This window comes from Gordonia sp. B8661-1, assembly GCF_059427765.1.
In genome coordinates this window covers 259,869-275,696 of sequence record NZ_JCAHRL010000007.1, presented here as the reverse complement: position 1 = coordinate 275,696, position 15,828 = coordinate 259,869, and the positions used below count along the sequence as shown (strand labels likewise).

Here is a 15,828-nt window from a genome sequence, read left to right as displayed (position 1 = left end):
CCAGGTCAGTAAGGTGTGGGGGACGATACTTGTCCCCGGTCGTTTAGGGAATCTACCGGATTCTCCATTAGCATTCGTGCGGGCAGGTCACTTGTGCCGTCAAATGGACCACATCATGTGAGGGGGAGCATTGGCGACTACCGGGTTCGTACGGAAGCCGCGGATCTCACCGCCTCGCGCACCGGGTGGCGAGGTGGCCATGCAGCCACCGCCTGACGTCCCGCGCGTGATTCCCGGCGGCATCATGATGAAGCTGCTGCCGGTGATCATGATCCTCGCGGTGGTGGGCATGATGGCCATGATGTTCACCGTCGGTGGGCGATCGATTCTGACCAACCCGATGATGATGATGTTCCCGATGATCATGATCATGTCGATGGCTGGCATGTTCATGGGTGGCGGCCGGTCCGGCGGCAAGAAGGCCGCTGAACTCAACGAGGAACGCAAGGACTATTTCCGCTATCTCACCCAGCTCCGGGACGAGGTGCAAAGCACCGGGGCATCGCAGCGAGAGGCGCTGGAGTGGAGCCATCCGGAGCCCAAGGCACTCCAGGGTGTCGTCGGTTCCCGGCGCATGTGGGAGCGTCGGCCCGGCGATCATGATTTCGGCCACGTCCGTGTGGGCGTCGGAAGCCAGCGACTCGCCTCCCGTCTGATGCCTCCCGAAACGGGGCCTCTCGAGGATCTCGAACCGGTGTCCGCCGTCGCGCTTCGCCGTTTCGTGCGCACCTATTCGATCGTCCACGGATTGCCCACGTCGGTGTCTCTGCGCGGTTTCCCGGCAGTCAGCATCGATGGTCAACGTCAGGAGACCCGAGCGCTGGTTCGATCGATGATCGTCGAGCTCTGCGCCTTCCATGGCCCGGATCATCTGCGTATCGCCATTGTCTGTGGGGATCCGGAGAACGAGGCGTGGTCGTGGAGCAAGTGGCTACCGCAACTTCACCATCCGACCAGTCGAGATGCGGTCGGGGCCGAACGCATGCTGTACGGCTCGGTCGCCGAACTGGAAGAAGCGATCGCGCCCGATCTGCTCGAACGCGGACGATTCTCGCGCACGGCGCCGCCGACCCCCGGGCGGATCCACTACGTGGTCATCATCGACGACGGATACGTGAACGGTGACGAGCGGATGATCACCGATGCCGGCATGGACGGCATCACGATCCTCGACCTCACGGCCGCACCCGATGGGCTGGCCGCCCGTCGCGGCCTGCAGCTGGTGGTCTCCGACGGGAAGATCGCCGCTCGAAGCGCCTCCGGCATCGAGACCTTCGCCGATATCGACACCATCGAAGTGCCCGATGCCGAGGTCTTCGCACGTTCGATGTCGCGCTATCGCATCGCGACGGCCGCGCAGATCGTCAGTCTGGAGCAGGACAGCTCGCCGGTCGACCCCGGGCTGATGGCGTTGCTGAAGATCCCGGACGCCAATCTCATCGATCCGGCCGTCGTCTGGCGCCCGCGAACTCCTCGCGAGCGGTTGCGTGTGCCGATCGGTGTGTCGCAGAACGGAACTCCGGTCGAGATCGACATCAAGGAGGCTGCCGAGAACGGCATGGGTCCGCACGGCCTGTGTATCGGCGCCACCGGTTCGGGTAAATCGGAATTCCTTCGTACGCTGGTGCTCTCGATGATCACGACGCACTCGCCCGATGCCCTGAACCTCATTCTCGTCGACTTCAAGGGTGGTGCGACCTTCCTCGGCCTCGACGGTGCCCCGCACGTGGCGGCGGTCATCACCAACCTCGAGGACGAGCTCGACATGGTGGACCGTATGAAGGACGCCCTGTCCGGTGAGATGAACCGACGCCAGGAACTCCTGCGCTCGGCGGGCAATTTCGCCAATGTCGGTGATTATGAGCGCGCGCGGGCCGCCGGCAAGCCTCTCGATCCCCTTCCTGCCCTCTTCGTGGTGGTCGACGAGTTCTCCGAACTCCTCGCGCAGAAGCCGGACTTCGCAGAATTGTTCGTCGCCATCGGTCGACTCGGGCGTTCACTGCAGATGCATCTGCTGCTCGCGTCGCAGCGACTCGAAGAAGGAAAGCTACGTGGCCTCGACAGTCATCTGTCGTACCGCATTGGTCTGAAGACCTTCTCCGCCAATGAGTCCCGCACCGTCCTCGGTGTGCCCGACGCCTACCATCTGCCGAGCATTCCGGGTTCCGGCTATCTCAAGACCGACTCGGGAGAACCGCTGCGTTTCAACGCCTCATACGTCTCGGGCGTCTATACAACACCGGAATCCGTTGCGCCGGAGGCCAAATCGGGCCGCGGACAGAGTGGCATGAAGATCTTCACCGCGGGTCCGGTGGCGATCGATTGGGAGGCGGGCGAGTTGCCGCCCGCATCGACGACATCGCCGAACGGTTTGCCGTCGCTGGAGGAACTGGAGGCTCCCCTCGCGGCCGAGCCCGCCGGGGTCGGACCGACATTGCTCGACGTGGTGGTGTCGCGATTGTCCGGCCACGGCCGTGCCGCCCACGAGGTCTGGCTCGATCCGCTCAATGACTCGCCGACCATCGACATGTTGGTGCCGGCCGGCGCCGACTGGCGTGAGGGCACCAACCAGCTCGGCGATCTGCGGTTCCATATGGGCGTTGTGGACCGGCCCTATGACCAGCGCCGCGACGTACTGATGCTCGACGTGAGCGGTGCGACCGGAAACGTGGCGATCGTCGGCGGCCCTCAGTCGGGCAAGTCGACCGCCCTGCGCACGATGATCATGTCGGCTGCGGCGACCCATATGCCGGAGCAGGTGCAGTTCTACTGCCTCGACCTGGGCGGCGGAACACTGGCCGGTTTGTCGGAGTTGCCGCACGTCGGCCTCGTCGCCTCCCGGTCGGATGCGGACGGCATCCGTCGCTCGGTGGCGGAGATGGCGACCCTCCTGCGTGAGCGTGAGGATCGCTTCCGCCAACTCGGCGTCGAGAGTATGCGCGACTTCCGGAAGCGCAAGGCCGCCCTGCTGACCGGCGGTGGCCCCGATCCGATCGCCGAGGATCCGTTCGGCGACGTCTTCCTCGTCATCGACGGCTGGGCGGCGTTCCGTGCGGACTTCGAACCGCTCGAGGGCACGGTCACCTCGTTGATCAGCCAGGGCCTGACGTACGGCATCCACGTGGTGCTCACCGCGTCCCGCTGGGGCGAGATCAGGCCTGCGCTCAAGGATCTGATTGGCTCCAGGCTCGAGCTCCGCCTCGGTGACCCGATGGAATCGGATATGGCTCGCAAGGTCGCGGCGCTGGTTCCCCAGGGAAGGCCTGGACGCGGCATCACCGCGGAGGCGCTGCACCTTCTGGTCGGTCTTCCCCGACTCGACGGCGACTCCGATCCCGATTCACTCAGTGAGGCTGTCGCCTGGTCGGTGAATCAGGTCAAGGAGATCTATCCGAACCGTGGAGCACGTCGAGTGCGCAAGCTTCCGCTCGACCTCACACGCGAGGAAATGCGTGCTCGCGCAGCGGAACTCGGCATCACCTTCGGTCCGCAGCAGATTCCGGTCGGGCTCGGCGAGGCCGAGTTGGAACCGCTGGTCCTCGACTTCGATGCGCAACCCTTCTTGTTCGCGTTCGCCGACAACGAGGCCGGCAAGACAACGCTGTTGCGCAACATCGCGATCAGCCTGATGGAGAACGGGCCCTCCACGACGAACAAGATCGTCCTGGTCGACTATCGGCGTACGATGCTCGGGCAGGTGGAGGGCGACCACCTTGCTGGATACGCAACGTCTGCGCAGGCCTTGGGGCCGATGATGCAGCAGCTGCACGGAGTCCTCAGCAGCCGTCTGCCCGGCCCCGACCTCACGCCTGCGCAGTTGCGTGATCGTAGTTGGTGGGAGGGGCCGAATGTGCACATCCTCGTCGACGACTACGACATGGTCGCATCGTCGTCGGGTAACCCGCTCAGCATCCTCGGTGACCTACTTCCGGCCGCTCGTGATATCGGCCTCCGGCTCGTGGTGTGCCGCCGATCGGGCGGCGCGAGCCGCGCGATGTTCGATCCGGTCCTCGGCAAGCTGAAGGACCTGTCGTCGGACATCCTGCTGATGAGCGGCGATCGCGATGAGGGAAACATCGTGGGCCGCACAAAGATGCAGAAGCTGCCCCCGGGCCGCGGCGAATTCATCTCCCGTGCAAGGGGTTCCGAGCTGGTTCAGATCTGCCAGTTGCCGCCGCTGTTCTGACCTGGTGCACGTCGCGGCCGTCGGTTGGCTGATCTCGATACGCGCGCTCGCTGCGCTCGCGGGCTACTCGATCGGCGGAGACACTGCTCGACCAGCCGAGATTCGACCGGGCACTGCTTGATCAGCGGAAATTCGATCGCTGGTCGATCGGCGGAGACGCGATCGGCGGAGATTCGACCGCTGGTCGAGTAGCGCCGGACGACGTCCGCCGCGTATCGAGGCCACGCCCCGGCAGACCGGTCAGATGCTGCCGCCGGCCGCAGGCGGGGCGGAGTTGTCGCCGGACCCGGATTTGTTGAGTTCGCGTTCGACGAAGTTCTCCAGATCGAAGAGGTTGCCCTTGGCGCGTTCGGCGATGGTCTGCAGGGTGGTCATGGTGGCGACCTCCTCGACCTGCTCCTTGAGGAACCACTGCATGAACTGCTCACCCAGGTAGTCGCCGGAATCGCGGGCCGAGCGCGCGAGATTCACGATCTGCTGGGTGACCGTCTTCTCCTGCTCGAGAGCCATCTGGATGGGGGCCGCGTAGTCGTCGAAGTCGTTGCGGGGTGCGGGAACACCGGGAATCTGCACCTCGATGTCGCGGTCGAGGAAGTACTGCACGATCATCATCGCGTGATTGCGTTCCTCGGCGGACTGCAGATAGAAGTGCCGGGCGAGCTGCGGCATGTCGTGGCTGTCGTAGTAGATCGCCATCGCGGCGTATTGCTGCGACGCGGCGAACTCGTGTCCGATCTGCTCGTGCAGCAGGGTGTAGAAGGCCGAGGAGTCAGTGGGTTCGGTCATGCAGGCCATCGTAGAAGTGTCGTCGGTGGGTGCGCCATGCAGTTCGACCTAACTGAGTTGAGCCTGACCAACTTTCGGCCGGTCGTCGGTGCGGGCGTGGGCGACGTGCTTTGCCGCGTCAGCCTGCGCCGATGGCACCGGTGTCGTCGGAAAGGAGATCGTCGGGTACCGCTTTGCCCGCGCGGAGGTATTCGAAGAACCGGGTTGTGTTGTCGCCGACGGTCAGTGAGTCGCCGTCACCGGTGTACTCCGAACCGCCGGTGGGCGTCGTGGTGGTGATCGGGTCGCCGCGCAGGGCGAAGCCCAGACTCATCAGATGCCAGAGATGATCGCCCTCGTCGACGGTGAGCGCTTCGGTGACGCCGTCGACAAAGGGGATCAGCCGGAAGGGATTCAGCAGCACCGACGGACTTGTTGCCTTGGACATCAACGCGCTCAGGAACTTTCGCTGATTCACGACCCGCGCGAGGTCGGCGTTGGGGAATGCGCGGGTGCGCACCAGGCCCAGCGCCTGCCTGCCGTTGAGGTCCTGACAGCCCTTCTTGAGCCGCAGTCCGGCCTTCGGGTCGTTGAGGGGCTGATCGAGGCAGATATGCACACCGCCGACCGCGTCGACGAGCCGGTCGAATCCGCCGAAGCCGATCTCCGCATAGTGATCGATCCGGATGCGGCCCAGGTTCTCGACGGTCTGGACGAGTAACTGTGGACCGCCGAAGTTGAAGGCGGAGTTGATCTTATGGGAGCCCTGCCCGGGAATCGGCACATACAGATCGCGCGGGATGCTGATGATCATCGCCTTCCCGCTCGGGGGCTTATGGATCAGCATGATGGTGTCGGTGCGTGAGCCGTCGGAGTCGCCGGTCGACAGCTGCGCGCGTTCGGCAGCACTGAGGTCCGCCCGGGAGTCGGTGCCGACGACCAGCCAGTTGGTGCCCGCGGTGTCGGCGGGCCGGCCGGCGTAGGAGGTGAGTGCATCGGTCCGGTGGAGTTTGCTGTCGTAATAGAAGACCAGACCCACTGCGGCGACGATCACGACGAGCACGAACACCAGCAGGGTGCGGCCGACTCGCAGCTTCCGCTTGCGACGGGGACGTTTCGGCGCGGCCGACCGGTCGTCGGTGCGGCGGCGTGATCCGCGTGGCGGTTGACCACCGCCTCCCGAGCGGGAATCCGGACGGCCACGGTCGGATGGGCGACGTTCTCCGGAGCGGGAGCGGCGGCCGGGTTCGGCCGGGAACGGTTCCGGTTGCTGCGGCGGGGCATAGCGGCGCCCCGGATCGCGCGTTCGGGATGCGCCACCGGGCTCGTCGGACCAGGCCAGGGGCGGCTGATAGTCGGTGCGACGGCCTTCGCCGCCGGGTGGCCTGCCCCCCGGGCCGCCCGAGGGCACCCTGCGGGTCGGTCCCTGATCGGGCGGCGGGCCAGGCATCGGCCCCCGTGCCGGTGGGGGTGGTGGGGCGGATCGTCGGGGGCCCGGCGGACGGGGACCCTGCGGCGGCGGTGGCGGGGTGCCACGGCGTCGCATCATCGGCGGATCCGGTTCGTTCATCCCAACCAATGTACGCAACCCACGCTGTGAATCAGCCCACCCAACTCAGGTGATCGTGCAGCAGCGCGTAGCCGACGAAGGCCACGATGTCGATCACCGCATGCGCGATGACCAGCGGCCACACCCGCGAGGTGAGCTGGTACCAGCGGCCGAACACCAGTCCCATGGCGACGTTGCCGAGTCCGGCGCCGACACCCTGGTAGAGGTGATAGCCGCCGCGCAGGAGTGAGCTGGCGGCCAGGGAGGCGTTCTCCGAGGCGCCCAGCTGTCGGAGTCGCGTGATGAAGTACGCGACGACGACGATCTCCTCCGCGGCGGCGTTGCCGATCGCGATGAGGATCAGGACGGGCCATCGCCACCACACACCGTCGGTCTCGGCCGGGATCAGATGTGCGTTGAGACCGAGCGCGCGGGCGATCGCCACGAGCGCCAGTCCGGGGAGGCCGATGAGCGCGGCGAGACCGAGGCCCGCCGGGACGTCGCGGCGTGGCGTCCATCGGCCCAGCCCCACTCGTCGAAGGCCGATACCGCTGCGCCACAGCAGATATACCCCGAGGGCGCCGATGGCGAACAGGCGCACGGCGCTCATCATCTGCCGGACGAAGTCCAGCCACCCGAGGTCGGACCGGCTCGGGTTGAGGGCGACGCTCGAGTTCCCGATGCCGCCGGTCAGCTGCGCCTCGATGAGCGACAGGATCGCCGACAGCGCGGAGAACGCGAAGGTGAGAACACCGACGATCGCCAACTCGATGATGATCGCGCGCCGCTCGATCGGGTCGTTCACCCGGGCGATCGGATCCCGCGGCCGCGGGCGCAGCAGCGAGGACAGGACACCGGCCATGCGGTCAGCGTACGGACCCCGCCTCAGTCAGTGCCGAGATCGCTGCGGTGGCAGCAACAGCCGACGCCCGCGACGATTATGTCGACGCCGACCCAGCCATGGAGGTTCCGCTGTCGCCTCGCTCGCGTTCGTCGCGGCCCCGTCACCCTGATGTGCCGACGAAGCTAGTCTCCGTCAGAGGACAAAGCCTCGCCCCACCTGCTAAGCGGGACGAGGCTTGTACCCTCGCGATTCCAGTTAAATCGTCAACGGCGCTGAGTGGTTTCTTCGTGCCATAAATGTCCTAAGGGGTCGATGCACATTATCGCCGCGGCTTGACTTTCCTCAGAACCACGTCCCCAGCGGGCAGGCCGTAGGCGTAAGTCGTTCCACGATAACCATTTTTAGTCCGCTGCGTGTACTCGTCCCGTTGCACAAAGCGAGTCGCCGGAGCATGGTCCTTCGCAACAATTCCGCCATTTCGCGTCGGCTTGATAATGCGCTTTTCCAAATTCCACGGGCCAGCGCCGTAGGCGTCATTGTACATCCGGTTCCCAATCACCGTGACGTTGGCATCGGGGCTGTACTGCACTCCGAATAGCGAGTAATGGAGCTTGTAGTGGCCCGGCTCTATCTTCGCGTCCGCCGAGCCTGCTCCCATTGCGACACCCACGAAACTAGCGCCGCCAATCAAAGCCCCTGCCACAATCTTTCGTAACACGTCGGTCTCCTTTATTAGTATTGATGCCGGATCATCAGACGAATTTTCAGTGCGAAACCGTTTCTGCCGCGCGTTACACTAGCGCGGCGCTTCTTGCGGCCACAACACCTGGACTCCAGGAAGTACCGACTTGAGTTGCGCCGTGCCTTGCTTAGTAAGCTGACGAGCGGTCTTTTCAGCGCCGGGCCCGAGAACCTTGTATGGAGCCATTGCCTGCTCAACCGACCAACCGAACTCCTGATTGCCGACCTTGCCCTTCACATCGCCGCGCACATTAACGACGTAATCCACAGCCGGTACACCCGCGGGTGCCTTCTGACGCGGCAAGTGCAGCTCGAACTGGTTAGCTCCAGGGTTCGGAAGTGGCTTTGACTTCTGCGTAGGAGGCGTGTCGCCCTTCCAAGGTTCCTTTGGCTTCGCACCTGGGTCGCCGGCGCCAAGCGCGTAGGCGAGCAGGCCACCAATTGTTCCACCAATTGCCGCACCGGCGGCGCCACCGAGAGCCAATCCCCCGACACCGCCGGCTACAGGGCCGGCTACCGCGCCAATACCAGCACCAGCCATAGCTCCAGATGCTGCGCCGATAACTGCCGCTGGTGGAGCCCCCGCGATCGTCCACCATGCCCCGCCGACGCCAGCGACAGCGCCAGCGACTGCGCCAATGCCGGCACCAACGGCCGCTCCGACGGGAAGTCCCAATGCTGCACCGGCGGCCGCAGTAGGTAGTCCTAGAGCCAGCGCACCCGCGGTACCGCCCAACATCACGCCAATGACAGTGGATGCAGCCTGACGACTGGCCTTGTCCTTCGGCACTCCCACGGCGATCAGGTTCTGCGCGATCTTGGCTTCGCCGTAAGCCGACCAGGCGTTGATCGAGTTCACATCACGCATATTCATCCCCTTGGGGATGGGTGTGATGAAGTTGCCGACGCGAATCTTGTTGGGCGGCGGAGCAATCGGGCGGACCGGCGCTACACGCTTGGGAGCCTGCAAAGGCGCATTCGGTACCGGGTTGTAGGCATCCTCGTATTGCTGGGGTGCAGCCTGCGGGGTGTACTCCACGTACGGAGCCTCCTGCGGGGGTCCCGGAATCGAACCCGGGCCCGGGGTGGTTACCGCCGGCGGTGCGGGGGCAGGCTGCGGGGTGGGTGTGGTGCCACCCTGCTCAGGGGCACTCTGCTCCGGCGTGGTGCCACCCTGCTCCGGCGCGGAATCACCGGGATTGGTGCCACCCTGCTCCACCGCCGACGCAGCACCGGCACCCAGCCCGGCGGCGATCGACGCCGCGAGGACTGCCGAGGTGACCGTGGTGAGCACCGGCGACCGACGGTCACCTGTCTTCAGCGCATGACGGGCTCTGCGTTTGATCGGCGGCTGACTCATCGGTGTTGTATCCCTTTCACTGACAAAGTGTGAAGCACAAAATGTCTGGCGGTCGTTCGGTCCATCGGATTACTCACCGACTTAATCGGCTTTTTCTCCGGCGAGTCTGCTAACAACAATTCCCGACCGGATACACCACGCTTATCCCCCGACATTCAGCGGCAGATTATCGTATGGGTCCACCACACTGCACACCGGAGCGACTCATGTCACTCGTGTCTGTCGATCGATCGAACGACAAGTGAGGGTGCCGCTTTCGACCGAATTCCGCCCATCGCGTCCGCCGTCATCCCGATGAATCCGTCATGAGGACTCGATTTTCCTGCGAGGATTCTCGCCACTACGGTGCCGTGACCGTTCACAGTCGCGCAGGTGTCACCGGTGGAGAGGACATCGCCGCGACCGACGACTCTTGTGAATCGCTTGGACGTTTGCTCCCGCCTCGGCGACTGCCGGGACTGTCAGGATTCGGGAAGGCTGTTCAGGAACGGGCATCCGGCCAGGGCGCGCAACGCCTGGGACAGTTCGTAGACATCGGTGACCGGACGGCTGAACGGCAGCCGGACGTCGGAGTCGCCGTTGGCGCCCTCGATCCGGAAGCGGATGCCGAAACGGTCCAGGCCCAGGGGGCGGACGCGGCCGTCGAGAAGGTCGCGGGGCAGTGTGCGCGCGAGTTGGCCGACGAGATCGGCATGGTCGGCATCGAGGTGGGCGATCCAGTCACTCTCGAACTCCCAGAACGGATCCGGTGTGGCGCAGGCCAGCTCGACGGCCGGCACGGATGCGGCACCCGAGGACGTGGCGATGACCGCGGTGTCGACCTGCAGGCGCAGCATCGACGAACCGTGTCCGATGTCGAGGAGCCCGTCGTCGGGATGCTCGCCCGCGATCTCTACGGCCAGCTCCCGCTCCAGGTTCGGCGGGACGGCGTGCAGCCGTCCGTTCAGCCAGATCAGCGAACGGACCCGCTCGCGAAGGTCGATGGGCGCGCAGTCGGTGACCTCGAGCATCGCAGGCAGTCCGTCGGCGTGCTCGGCTGCCAGCGTCATGGCGTCGCCGTCGGTCGGCACCATGACGAAGGCCTGTGATTCGAAGAGGTGGACCACCGTCACCGGGGTCGGGTCGGCACCTTCGATGGCCAGGGTCGCGGTGGTGACGCGCCGGCATGCGGTCTGGATCATCTCGGCATCCGACGGGCGGTCGGTGATGGCGCGGGTCATGCGGCCTGCCTCTCTACACGGAGTCTCGGAGCGATGTAGGTAACCCTAACCTAATTACTGGACGAGTGATACGTCAACGCCCGAAGTCTGTTCATCCGGGTGTACGCCGCAGGTCAGCGCGCTACGCCGGGTCCGTCGACTAGGCTTTTCCCGTGTCAGTGTTCGCGTACTTCGGCCCGGCCGGAACCTTTACCGAGATAGCGCTCGACCGCCTGCTGGCGGATCGGTTGCCCCGACAGGGCGGTCCGGGTGCCGGTGAGGCCGGTGAGGTGCGGAAGGTGGCGGCGAACAATCCCGCCGCCACCATGCAGATGGTGCGGACCGGCGAGGCCGACTTCGCCTGTGTCCCCATCGAGAGCTCGGTGGAGGGTGCGGTCCCGGCGACCGCCGACGCGCTCGTGCCGGTGGCGCCCGGCGGCGCGGATCGACTGCAGGTCTTCGCCGAGGTGATCCTCGATGTGTCCTTCACGATCGCCGCTCGTACCGCTCTACGCGCCGAGGACGTGCGGTCCATCGCCGCCTTTCCGGTGGCGGCCGCCCAGGTGCGGGAGTCCGTCGAGAAGCTCTACCCGAACGCCGAGTTCCGCAATGCTGGTTCGAATGCCGCTGCGGCACAAGATGTTGCGGCCGGAAAGGCTGATGCCGCGGTGACGACCTCGCTGGCCGCCGGGCTCGCCGGCCTGACGGTGCTCGCCGACGGGGTCGCCGACGTCGACGATGCCGCGACACGCTTCCTCCTGCTCGGCACACCGGCGCAGGCGCCCGCCCGCACCGGTTCCGATCGCACCTCGGTCATCCTCGAACTGTCCAACGAGCCCGGCAGCCTGATGGCCGCGATGAACGAATTCGCATCGCGGGGAATCGATCTCACGCGTATCGAGTCGCGGCCGAGACGCGACATGCCCGGCACCTACCGGTTCTACCTCGACGCCGTCGGACACGTCGACGATGCCGCCGTCGGCGAGGCGCTGCGCGCCCTGCACCGCTCGTGCGAACGTGTGGTGTACCTGGGGTCGTGGCCCGCCGACCGAGGAGCCGGTACACCGCCGCCCGACCATGCGGAGAGTATCGCGTGGTTCGACGGACTGCGTACGGGGGAGGCCGGTACGAGAGAGATTGGGGAGGGGAACTGATGGCACGGCTGCATCTGGTTCGTCACGGCGAGACCACGTCGAATGTGATGAAGCGGCTCGACACCGCACTGCCCGGCGCATCGCTGACGGATTTCGGTGTGCGGCAAGGCGTTCGGTTCGCACTGGAGAACGAGCCGCAGGAGCCGGTGGCGCTGATCAGTTCGGTCGCGCGCCGGGCGCAGCAGACCGCCGAGATGATCGGATCGGTCTGGGGTGTGGACTCCGAGATCGTCGAGGGCATCCATGAAGTGCAGGTCGGTGACCTCGAGGACCGTTCCGACGACGACGCGCACGACACCTTCAAGAACATCGTCGACCGCTGGCACGGCGGCGAACTCGAGGCGCGCATCCCCGGCGGCGAATCACTCGCGATGGTCTACGAGCGCTACCTGCCCGCCATCGAAGAACTCACCGCCCGCTATCTCACCGGTGGTACGCAGCGCGACGTCTACGTTGTGAGCCACGGGGCCGCGATCCGGTTGATCGCAGCCCATCTCGCGGGCGTGGACGCGGCCTTCGCGGCGAGCACCCACCTGAAGAACACCGGCAGCATCGAACTCGAATACACCGGCGACCTGTGGGTGTGCCGTCGCTGGGGCGCCGTTCAGGCACCCTCCGGCGCCACGGTCAACGAGCCTCTCGTCACCGATCCGATGGGCTGATTGTCGGTGTGGCGCAGGTGGTCTCGATACGCATCGGGCTCGCTACCGCTCGCTCGTTGCTACTCGACCAGCGAGAGAACTCGCTACCGCTCGACCAGCGTAAGAACTCGTTACCGCTCGACCAGCGAGAGAACTCGCTACCGCTTGACCAGCGTAAGAACTCGCTACCGCTTGACCAGCGAGAGAACTCGCTACCGCTCGACCAGCGTAAGAACTCGTTACCGCTTGACCAGCGTAAGAACTCGTTACCGCTCGGTCAGCGTAAGAACTCGCTACGGCTCGGTCAGCGTAAGAATTCGCTGATCGAGTAGCGTCCGAGCGTAGCGAGGCCGCGTATCGAGATCCCGCTAACCCCAGCCGTTGGCGTGCAGCCAGTCGTCGCTGATGCCGAAATGATGTGCGATCTCGTGGATCACGGTCACCGCGACCTCGTGGACCACCTCGTCCCGGTCGCGGCACATCGCCAGGATCGGTTCGCGATAGATGGTGATGGCATCGGGCAGGAACCCGCCGTACTCGTGATCGCGGCGGGTGAGCGACACCCCGGAGTAGAGCCCGAGGATGCTCGGCTCCTCCTCGTTGTGGGGCTCCACCAGGATCACCACATTCGACATGTTGTCGGTCAGTTCGCGCGGGATGGTGTCCAGCGCGTCGGATACCAGTCCGTCGAACTCGTCGTCGGACATCGAGACGGGCATCGGATCACCCGGCCGGTGCGGGGATCTCGGCGGGATTCGGATCCACCCCCGGCGGAAGAGGTACGGGTGTGGGCAGCGCGCGGCCCGGCGGCGCCTGCGGCGGCGGAACCGGCAGTTTCCCGTTGATGAGCAGCGTCGACCGTGCGTCGCCGACGAGCGTGGCGAACCCGCCGCGATCGGGAAGACCCAGGTAGCAGACTGCGGTGCGGCTGCCGGCCAGCCAGCTCGGCTCCGACAGCACCGACCACTGCACGTTCAGCGTCGTCGCGTCGAGTTTGTTCTTGCCGCCCAGAAACCGATGCGCCTGTACCGGGCAGATCGGCGACAGGAAGCTGTTCTGCTCCTCGGGCTTCGGCCACGGACGACCGGACAGCCGATCGCCGAAACGCGGTGCCATGTTCACCGATCCGGTGGTCTGGAAGGCATGCGGCTCAGTGCAATTCACCGGAACGGTGGGCTGCCGGGTGGCCTTGTCGATACCGATGCAGGTGCCGGGCGCCCACTGGAACGACTGATCCTGCTCGCCGACGCGTCCACTGAACTGTTCGGGAACGCCGTCCTTGCCGCGATGTTGCAGTCCACAGCGCAGTTCCCGCGCGCCCTTGTCCCATTGCACCTGCGACGGGAACATCATGCCGGGGATGAAGCGGCCCTGCGGATCGAGTCGGCCGTCGAGATACTCCGACACCAGGACGGGGCACTGCTCGTCGCGGATGGCGGCGAAGCGCTCGGCTCCCGGCCAGGGTGCGGCCTCGCCGAATTCCGATCCGGGCAGCATCGCGGTGTCGAGTTTGGCCGCCACCTCGAAGCGGTGCTTGCTGCCGCAGTCGACCTTGTTCGGCTGACCTGGCTGCCCGGCGGGCCAATCGAGGCAGTCACCCGGCACCGAGGTGGACAGCGCGTTCTGCGCCAGGCGCTCGTTCTCGCCGATGTTCGTGCCGCCGACGCTGCCGCTGTCCTTGAACACACCGAGGGCGAGCGCGATGGCGCCCGCCACGATCGCGCCGATGACCACGGCCGACAGCACCAACCGCACCGGATGCTCCAGGAGTGAGCGGCGCCAGCCGGGAGTGTCGTCGTCATCGAACTCGTCGTCATCGAGTTCGTCGTCCCAGTCGTCATGATCCGGACGGCCGGGAGCCGCATCCGGGTCGTCGATGTCGCGATCGCCGAAACCGTCGGTATCGGCGGCGTCCGCGTCGGGACCCTCGGGATCCGCGTCGTCCGGCACATCGCCCCAGTCGTCGTCGGGGTCGCGAGGCGCGTTGTCGTCGGCGTTCATCGCCTCCATCATGCCTGTTGCGGGCGGAAGGATGAACGGACTGCCGCTGATCAGCCGCGCACGGCGCACCCTCAGGCGACTCCAGTAGGGTTTTCCTCGTGATCGACCTGAAGATTGTTCGTGAGAATCCGGACCTCGTCCGAGCATCGCAGCGCACCCGCGGGGAAGACCCCGGCCTGGTGGACGCGCTGCTCGAAGCGGATGCCACCCGGCGTGGCGCCATCGTCGAGGCGGACTCTCTGCGCTCCGAGCAGAAGGCGCTCGGCAAGCAGGTCGGCAAGGCTCAGGGCGACGAGAAGACCGCGCTGCTGGCCCAGGGCAAGGAGCTGGCCGAGCAGGTCAAGGCCGCAGTGGCCAAGCAGTCGGCGGCCGACGAGGCGGCATCCGCCGCCCATGCCGCCATCTCGAACATCGTCCAGGACGGCGCACCCGCGGGCGGCGAGGACGACTACGTGGTCCTCGAACATGTCGGTGAACCCCGCACCATCGAGAATCCGAAGGATCATCTCGAACTCGGCGAATCGCTCGGTCTCATCGACATGGAACGCGGCGCGAAGGTCTCCGGGTCGCGCTTCTACTTCCTGACCGGGCAGGGCGCGCTGCTGCAGCTGGGTCTGCTGAACATGGCCGCGCAGAAGGCCGTCGCCAACGGATTCACACTGATGATCCCGCCCGTGCTGGTCCGTCCCGAGGTCATGCAGGGCACCGGCTTCCTCGGCGCGCACGCCGACGAGGTGTATCACCTCGACAAGGACGACGACCTGTACCTCGTCGGCACCTCCGAGGTGCCGCTGGCCGGCTACCACATGGACGAGATCATCGACCTGAACGACGGCCCCAAGCGCTACGCGGGCTGGTCGAGCTGTTTCCGGCGTGAGGCCGGCAGCTACGGCAAGGACACCCGGGGCATCATCCGCGTGCATCAGTTCGACAAGGTCGAGGGCTTCGTCTACTGCAAGCCCGAGGACGCCGACGCCGAACATCAGCGGCTGCTCGGCTGGGAGAAGGACATGCTCGCCGCCATCGACGTCCCGTACCGGGTGATCGATGTGGCCGGTGGTGATCTCGGATCGTCGGCGGCGCGAAAATTCGACTGCGAGGCCTGGGTGCCGACGCAGAACACCTATCGCGAACTCACCTCGACGTCGAACTGCACGACGTTCCAGGCGCGACGGCTCTCGATCCGCTACCGCGACGAGAACGGCAAACCGCAGACCGCCGCGACGCTCAACGGCACGCTCGCGACGACCCGCTGGCTGGTGGCGATCCTCGAGAACCATCAGCAGCCCGACGGTTCGGTGGTGCTGCCGCCCGAACTCGCGCGATACGTCGGTACCGAGGTCCTGACGCCCGCGTGACCGGCCACGGCATGCACACGACGATCACCG

12 protein-coding genes are annotated in these 15,828 nt (G+C 65.8%); 4 read left to right on the top strand and 8 right to left on the bottom strand.

Features of this window, described 5'->3' with window-relative positions; translation table 11 throughout:
* Window positions 1-130: 130 nt before the first annotated feature.
* Window positions 131-4,186, top strand: coding sequence for a type VII secretion protein EccCa (gene eccCa / locus AC4JJG_RS16145; protein WP_495398434.1), 4,056 nt, complete (start codon window positions 131-133; stop codon window positions 4,184-4,186).
* A gap of 240 nt (window positions 4,187-4,426) precedes the next feature.
* Here eccCa and AC4JJG_RS16140 read toward each other — a convergent pair whose 3' ends face one another.
* The 6 genes from AC4JJG_RS16140 to AC4JJG_RS16115 all read right to left on the bottom strand — a co-directional run bounded on the left by AC4JJG_RS16140 (window position 4,427) and on the right by AC4JJG_RS16115 (window position 10,665).
* Window positions 4,427-4,972 (bottom strand): ferritin, encoded by a 546-nt coding sequence (locus AC4JJG_RS16140; RefSeq protein WP_495398435.1) that lies wholly within the window; start codon window positions 4,970-4,972, stop codon window positions 4,427-4,429.
* A 118-nt stretch (window positions 4,973-5,090) separates the two neighbouring features.
* Entirely contained in the window at window positions 5,091-6,401 is a 1,311-nt protein-coding gene (locus AC4JJG_RS16135) for an LCP family protein (RefSeq protein WP_495398436.1), read from the bottom strand.
* Window positions 6,402-6,552: 151 nt separating this feature from the next.
* Window positions 6,553-7,362 carry a CPBP family intramembrane glutamic endopeptidase gene (locus AC4JJG_RS16130; protein ID WP_495398438.1) on the bottom strand — a complete coding sequence of 270 codons (810 nt, stop codon included), beginning with the start codon at window positions 7,360-7,362 and terminating at the stop codon, window positions 6,553-6,555.
* Between the two features lie 301 nt (window positions 7,363-7,663).
* Window positions 7,664-8,062, bottom strand: a complete 399-nt coding sequence (locus AC4JJG_RS16125) for a hypothetical protein (RefSeq protein WP_495398439.1) — start codon at window positions 8,060-8,062, stop codon at window positions 7,664-7,666.
* A 78-nt stretch (window positions 8,063-8,140) separates the two neighbouring features.
* Window positions 8,141-9,124 (bottom strand): hypothetical protein, encoded by a 984-nt coding sequence (locus AC4JJG_RS16120; RefSeq protein ID WP_495405790.1) that lies wholly within the window; start codon window positions 9,122-9,124, stop codon window positions 8,141-8,143.
* Window positions 9,125-9,906: 782 nt separating this feature from the next.
* Window positions 9,907-10,665, bottom strand: a complete 759-nt coding sequence (locus tag AC4JJG_RS16115; protein WP_495398441.1) for a DUF2470 domain-containing protein — start codon at window positions 10,663-10,665, stop codon at window positions 9,907-9,909.
* 152 nt (window positions 10,666-10,817) lie between these two features.
* Between AC4JJG_RS16115 and pheA the strand changes: the two genes are divergently transcribed.
* Window positions 10,818-11,798, top strand: a complete 981-nt coding sequence (gene pheA / locus AC4JJG_RS16110) for a prephenate dehydratase (RefSeq protein ID WP_495398442.1) — start codon at window positions 10,818-10,820, stop codon at window positions 11,796-11,798.
* On the top strand, window positions 11,798-12,460 hold the full coding sequence (locus AC4JJG_RS16105; protein WP_495398443.1) for a histidine phosphatase family protein: 663 nt from the start codon (window positions 11,798-11,800) through the stop codon (window positions 12,458-12,460). The genes pheA and AC4JJG_RS16105 overlap by 1 nt, the downstream gene beginning before the upstream one ends.
* A 347-nt stretch (window positions 12,461-12,807) precedes the next feature.
* Here AC4JJG_RS16105 and AC4JJG_RS16100 read toward each other — a convergent pair whose 3' ends face one another.
* Together AC4JJG_RS16100 and AC4JJG_RS16095 are read right to left on the bottom strand one after the other, a co-directional pair.
* Window positions 12,808-13,158: a metallopeptidase family protein gene (locus AC4JJG_RS16100; protein ID WP_495398444.1), complete on the bottom strand. Its 351-nt coding sequence runs from the start codon at window positions 13,156-13,158 to the stop codon at window positions 12,808-12,810.
* A 4-nt stretch (window positions 13,159-13,162) separates the two neighbouring features.
* Window positions 13,163-14,440 (bottom strand): septum formation family protein, encoded by a 1,278-nt coding sequence (locus AC4JJG_RS16095; protein WP_495399572.1) that lies wholly within the window; start codon window positions 14,438-14,440, stop codon window positions 13,163-13,165.
* 98 nt (window positions 14,441-14,538) lie between these two features.
* Here AC4JJG_RS16095 and serS point away from each other — a divergent pair, with 98 nt between their 5' ends.
* Window positions 14,539-15,798, top strand: a complete 1,260-nt coding sequence (serS, locus tag AC4JJG_RS16090; RefSeq protein ID WP_495398445.1) for a serine--tRNA ligase — start codon at window positions 14,539-14,541, stop codon at window positions 15,796-15,798.
* Window positions 15,799-15,828 lie beyond the last annotated feature (30 nt).